7 protein-coding genes and 1 pseudogene are annotated in these 5,864 nt (G+C 43.9%); 6 read left to right on the forward strand and 2 right to left on the reverse strand.

Going from position 1 to position 5,864, the window contains the following annotated elements; translation table 11 throughout:
- The 3 genes from P8O70_00375 to P8O70_00385 all read left to right on the forward strand — a co-directional run.
- On the forward strand, positions 1 to 317 hold a 317-nt coding region (locus P8O70_00375; GenBank protein MDG2195338.1), incomplete at its 5' end, for a hypothetical protein.
- Positions 314 to 1,120, forward strand: coding sequence for a ferritin-like domain-containing protein (locus P8O70_00380; protein ID MDG2195339.1), 807 nt, complete (start codon positions 314 to 316; stop codon positions 1,118 to 1,120). The genes P8O70_00375 and P8O70_00380, both read left to right, overlap by 4 nt.
- A gap of 30 nt (positions 1,121 to 1,150) precedes the next feature.
- Complete coding sequence (locus P8O70_00385) at positions 1,151 to 2,047, forward strand: DMT family transporter (protein MDG2195340.1); 897 nt, start codon at positions 1,151 to 1,153, stop codon at positions 2,045 to 2,047.
- Between the two features lie 2 nt (positions 2,048 to 2,049).
- Here P8O70_00385 and P8O70_00390 read toward each other — a convergent pair.
- Both P8O70_00390 and P8O70_00395 read right to left on the reverse strand, forming a co-directional pair.
- Positions 2,050 to 2,914: pseudogene (locus tag P8O70_00390) on the reverse strand (phytanoyl-CoA dioxygenase family protein).
- Between the two features lie 59 nt (positions 2,915 to 2,973).
- Entirely contained in the window at positions 2,974 to 3,222 is a 249-nt protein-coding gene (locus P8O70_00395; protein ID MDG2195341.1) for a hypothetical protein, read from the reverse strand.
- 284 nt (positions 3,223 to 3,506) lie between these two features.
- On the opposite strand from P8O70_00395, the gene P8O70_00400 reads away from it, so the two are divergent.
- The 3 genes from P8O70_00400 to P8O70_00410 are packed head-to-tail and all read left to right on the forward strand — an operon-like array spanning position 3,507 to position 5,729.
- Complete coding sequence (locus P8O70_00400) at positions 3,507 to 3,878, forward strand: TIGR04076 family protein (protein ID MDG2195342.1); 372 nt, start codon at positions 3,507 to 3,509, stop codon at positions 3,876 to 3,878.
- The gene (locus P8O70_00405) at positions 3,875 to 4,963 is read left to right on the forward strand and encodes an aldo/keto reductase (protein MDG2195343.1); all 1,089 of its coding nucleotides are present in this window, start codon (positions 3,875 to 3,877) and stop codon (positions 4,961 to 4,963) included. The genes P8O70_00400 and P8O70_00405 overlap by 4 nt, the downstream gene beginning before the upstream one ends.
- Positions 4,956 to 5,729, forward strand: a complete 774-nt coding sequence (locus P8O70_00410) for an ABC transporter ATP-binding protein (protein MDG2195344.1) — start codon at positions 4,956 to 4,958, stop codon at positions 5,727 to 5,729. The genes P8O70_00405 and P8O70_00410 overlap by 8 nt, the downstream gene beginning before the upstream one ends.
- Positions 5,730 to 5,864: the final 135 nt, after the last annotated feature.

A 5,864-nucleotide genomic window follows, 5' to 3' on the forward strand; every position in this document is an offset into this window, starting at 1 on the left:
ACTCCACGAGCAATCCCAAGATGAGTGATATTAAGGATTGGCAGTCAGATACATTGATCAATATCCAGCGTTTTTTGGATAAATACGCCGCAAAGAGTACAACACATCTCCCCTTAGTTGATGTTATGCGATTTCGAATCAGCGCAATCCTTGGATCTGAGCCAGATCAACTTCGATGGTCTGAAGCCGATGCTGATGAATTGCTGAGATTGATCAAAGCTTATAAACATGTGTTGGAGATTGAGCAGCAGAACATTGTGCAATTGGAGGCCAGCCTAGAAACCCAACTCGGCAGTACTAGCCTCAGGGGTGTGTGAAATCTTTATTTGAATCTACCCAGGAAGTTCTCCTCTCAAAAGAAATCGAGCAAAAAACTCAAGGAGCCCAAAAACTAAAACAAGATTTTGAAGATGGGAAACTCAATCATGAGAAAGCTTTTCCCACCAATGATACTGTGGAAGCAGGTTACCCCTCCTTCCTGAATTTTGTTGCTCCTAAGGACTTACCAAGGAGACGACTCGGGTCCCCTCTTGGTAAGGTTGCACTGCTGCACTCCCTCGCTCACATAGAATTCAACGCGATCAACCTGGCATTGGATGCAGTCTATCGCTTCCAACAGATGCCTAGTCGTTATTATGCTGAGTGGTTGAAGGTAGCAGCTGATGAAGCCAGGCATTTTCAGCTTTTGCAGGGTCGTCTAATCCAACTGGGCAGTGCCTACAGTGAATTTCCAGTCCATTCTGGTTTATGGGAAATGGCTAAAAACACCGCTCATGATGTCCTAGTAAGGATGGCACTAGTTCCACGTGTAATGGAAGCTCGTGGGCTTGATGTTACCCCTGGAATGATTTCCAAGCTGAGAGAGATCAAAGATTCAGAATCTTCCCAGATACTACAGCTTATCTGGGAAGAAGAGATACAACACGTCTCAATTGGAAGCTACTGGTTTCAGTATCTTTGTCAGCAAAGAAAAATCTGCCCAGAAACAACTTACCTCCTTCTATTAAATCAGTATTTTTCAGGTCGATTACGTGGCCCTTTGCATCAGGAAGCACGCCTCCAAGCCGGATTTAGTGAATCTGAACTTGCTGCCCTAGAACAACTGGCCACTCCAAATTGAATCTCCAAACATAAATCAAAACTTTCTCAAATGATTCCCGGGAACTTCCTTTCCAAGGGAACCCCCATCTTATTTGTTCTGCTCTGGAGCACCGGCTTCATTGGTGCAAAATTGGGCATGCCCCATGCCGAACCAATGACTTTTCTGAGTCTACGATTTCTGATCGCAATTTTTTTTCTGGTGCCTTTGGTATGGTGGTATCACGCACCTTGGCCTTCAAATCTCTCAGATTGGTTGCATGCTGGCATTGTTGGTTTGTTGGTCCACGGGGGCTACCTAGGTGGTGTATTCGTCGCTATCAAAGGTGGGCTACCTGCTGCCTTAGCAGCTTTGATCGTCGGCCTACAACCTCTTTTAACTGGGATCCTTGCTGGGCCTCTACTAGGAGAGATGCTCACAAGAAAAAAATGGATGGGACTTTTCTTAGGATTTATGGGGGTTTGGATGGTTGTATCGGAAAAACTACCTGAAGAAAATTCCTTTGGGATGGATTCAATCCTTTTCGCCAGCCTGGCACTAGTCTCCATCACATTGGGTACACTTTATCAAAAACGTTTTGCTACCAAGCTAGATATCCGAACTGGTGCTGTGATTCAGTTTATCTCGGCACTCACAATCTTCGGGCTCTTGTCCCTTTCTTTAGAGACGATGGTTGTTGAATGGACTCTCGAATCCACCTTTGCCCTTTTCTGGTTGGCCCTCGCTCTTTCAATTGGAGCAATCCTCATCTTAATGCGCTTGATTCAGTCAGGTGCGGCTGCAAATGTGGCGAGTCTTTTTTATTTAGTGCCACCTGCTACAGCAGTTGAAGCATGGTGGTTATTTGATGAAAAATTGGGTTGGCTGGCGATTGCGGGGATGATTGTCGCGGTAATTGGGGTCGCAATGGTTGTTCAACGACCCCAGAATCAATTAAAGGCTAGTTAGGTTTAAGCTGGAATCTTTTCCGAAGAGGTCTCCAAGGCAGAATTGGGAATACCATTCCTCCAAGGTAGTTCCACTGGATGATCTGAAAGCAGACAATCATCGGGCAGACACTCGATCGGGGTGAAATCTCGATGAGCAATGTACTCTGGGCGCTTGAAACGCTGTATGTGATTGCACACTGCACAAACACTCAAATATAGGCTGACAAGTTTCCAAGGGAAAAGATTACTTCTGGAGCTGTGGACCAGGCAACCATGAAAAAGAATCATTGAACCCGCAGGTCCTTGAGGACTGACTATTCCACCTTCTCCTCCACCAGCTCTTTCAACAAGCTGACGGATCAATTGATTATCAATTGCCCAAAGAGGGTAGCTTGTCGTAGTTTGATCATGTCCAGCCTTTAGAACTTCACGCTTGTGGCTTCACGGAATTAACATCACTGGGCCATTGAACTGGTTGACATCATCCAGAAAAATCGCAACATTCATTGCCCTTGATTCAGGCATCATGTCGTCATTGACCCATGTGCGATAGTCTTGATGCTATTGCCAAACATCACCCTCAAATGCCATTCTCCCATTGATTTTGAACTGGTGCATCTAAAGCTTTTCACCAAAAACCTGCTCAACAGGTTTCACCATTCTTGGGTGGCGCCCTAATCTGGCAAACAGTGCGCTGTAAAGATGTGCAGCAAAATTAGTTCTGACCGCTTGACTCCCTTTTTCCCTCACATTATAAGCTTCGCGTCGATCATAAAGTTCAGGAACCGTATCATTGAGTTTTTTCACCTCTTCAGTAGTGAACCGTTCAGAAAAAAAGATAGCCATCATTGTCAAAGGCTTCTATTTGTTGTTGTGTAAGGTCCATAATTTCGCCTCTGAGTTCATCTAATCCAAATTCTAGGATTTTTCCCTCAGGCATTAAACTTACTGAGCGTCTCTGATTGAATATTCATCGCAGACGTTACCACGCACCTCGTTATAGCAAACAATTTTCTGTGCGCTAACGTTTTGTGGGGTGTCACGATAACAGACTTGGGAGAACTGTTCTTGTTCACCATAGTGAAAATGGAGGGGACCGATTGTACAAGTGGCGAGATTATTTGATGCACAACCAGCGATACTTAGCAGTGAAGTGAGGAAGCTCAGGTATTGGACTGTTTTTTTCAGATTCATAGTTAAGATGCATCAATCGAGTTAGGGAACTACTATTCAATGTAATCTTGATCCCTGCATCTTCCAATGATGCAACGTAAACTGTGTTCTGCTTGACAGACTTAGCTAGTAGCCTTATCAAAGCCCATTAACAAGTCCAGAAAGCTTTTTTCAGACTCTTCACACAATAATTTGTGCAACCATGAAACTGAGTCTCCTTGACTAAGCCTTCTTCTCATGAAGCTAGGGCAAATAGGGCCAGGCAACATTTTTCATATCCTATTTGATACGCAATTTCAGCGCCTATGAGTAATCAGGAAGATTTTTGGTTATATGATTTGGAAGTAGAAACTGTCTTGGAAGGTCGTACTCCAGTTTGCCGACATATTGAAGGAGAAAAATTTAGAGTCGAAGGAGAAAACCTAATCTTCTTAGAGCATCAGAAAATCTCCATGTATGCGCTCGCAGCAATTCTTCCCCTACTCCCTGCTAAACAAAGGGAAACGGTACCTCATGATTGGATGACCACTGACGCTGAAGTAGCATGCCCAGATCCCAATTGTGGAGGGCGATTTCGAATCAAAAGACTCTCTAAGAGACGATTCTTTCATGCTGAAACAACTGGCTTACCTGAAGTGAGAACGGAACCCTATTGGGCAAAGGAAAAGAATTCATGAATGTTGAAAAATTTAACCTTCGCGAGAACCATTCAATTTCCAGGATTATCAAAGGTGGTTGGCAACTTGCTGGAGACCATGGGGATTTTCAGCGCAGAAAAGCTATTCAGGACATGGAAATTTTTCTTGAATCAGGCATCTCAACCTTTGATTGTGCAGATATCTATGTCGGTGTGGAAGAAATGCTGGGAGAATTTATCTCTTCAGTCCATCAAAATTATGGTTCATCGAAGGCTGAGGAAATTTGTATTCACACCAAGTTGGTTCCTGATTTAACAAGGCTTCAAGATATTCAACCAGATGAAATTGAAGCAATTGTCGATCGTTCGCTAAAGCGCTTGAGGATTGATCAACTTCATTTGGTCCAATTTTTTTGGTGGGACCTGAAACTTGGTAAGCCTGTCGAAGCCCTACAAGTCCTAAAAAAGCTTCAGGATAAAGGGAAAATCAAGAATTTAGGAGTCACCAACTGGGAGTGGTTTGATATTCAGCCCTTTATCGACTCTGGGATGGACATCATGTCGGCTCAGGTTCAATATTCTGTTCTGGACCATAGACCAAAACTTGAGATGGTACCCTGGGCAAAAGAAAAAAATGTTTCTCTACTTTGCTACGGGACCCTCGCTGGTGGGTTCATCTCAGAAGCTTGGCTAGGCAAAGAAGATCCTGGTTTCCAATTCAGCAATCGATCTCTTGTAAAGTATCGTCTAATCATCGATGAATTTGGTTCTTGGGATCAATTTCAGGATCTGCTGCGAACTTTGAAAGAAATTGGCGACTCGCATCAAGTAGCGCTATCTTCGGTGGCTATTCGATATATCTTAGACCAACCTCAGATCGGCGCAGCCATTGTCGGAGCTCGCTACGCAAAATATCTGGATGACACCTTGGAAGTGTTCAGATTCAGCCTAACTTCCAAGGAACATCGACAAATTGAGGCAAAAGTTGATGCTTCCAATGGTCCTTCAGGACCAGTTTATGGGTTGGAGCGAGACCGGACTAGTCGCCACGGCCGAATTATGAAGTACAACCTCAATAGCTCACCAAACGATAAAATTCATGCTGAGTCTTCTCAGCATGACTGAGGTCATCCTCTCAACAAAAAAACTGACCAAAACTTTTGGAGAATTTCGTGCTCTAGAAAATCTCTCCGTAGAGATTCAGGCTGGAAAAATCACTGGATTGATCGGTCCAAATGGAGCAGGAAAGTCCACTCTTTTTCATACTTTGACAGGAATTCTCCAACCCACTGAAGGACAGGTTTTCCTCAAATCGAAAGAAATTACAAACTTTCGGACCAATCAACTATTCAAAATAGGCTTGGCCTTTACTTTTCAGCTGCCACGTCCATTTAAGAAAATGAGTGTATTGGAGAATGTCATGATTTCTCCAGTCAACCAGATTGGTGAGCGTCTCACAGGCCCTTTTTTCCAGAACACTGAGATGAAGCGTGAGGAGGCCCAAATTCGGGATAAGGCGATGCAGCTCCTCGAATTTGTGACCTTAGATCATCTTGCAAACCAAGCTGCAGGGAAGATTTCTGGTGGACAAATGAAACTGTTGGAATTAGCCAGGGTATTGATGGTAAACCCTTCAATGATTCTACTAGATGAACCGGCTGCAGGGGTAAGCCCAACTTTGACTGAATTACTGATCGAGAAAATAACTGATCTCAATCTTCAGGGCACAACCTTTTTGATCATTGAGCACAACATGGAATTCATCATGAAACGCTGTGATCCAGTCATTGCTATGGCAGAAGGGAAAGTTATTTTTGAAGGAACTCCTGTAGAAGCCCAATGTAACCCTCTTTTGCTGGAAGCCTACTTAGGAGCCACGCTAAATGGTTGAAGCAGCTTTAGAGGTCACTGGACTAGTAGCAGGTTATGACCCTGATTTCCCAATTCTTCACGGGATAAATATTCGAATCAAAAAGAATGCTTTAACACTAGTCATCGGGCCAAACGGTGCCGGGAAGTCCACCTT

This window comes from SAR324 cluster bacterium (genome assembly GCA_029245725.1).
Lineage (GTDB): Bacteria > SAR324 > SAR324 > SAR324 > NAC60-12 > JCVI-SCAAA005.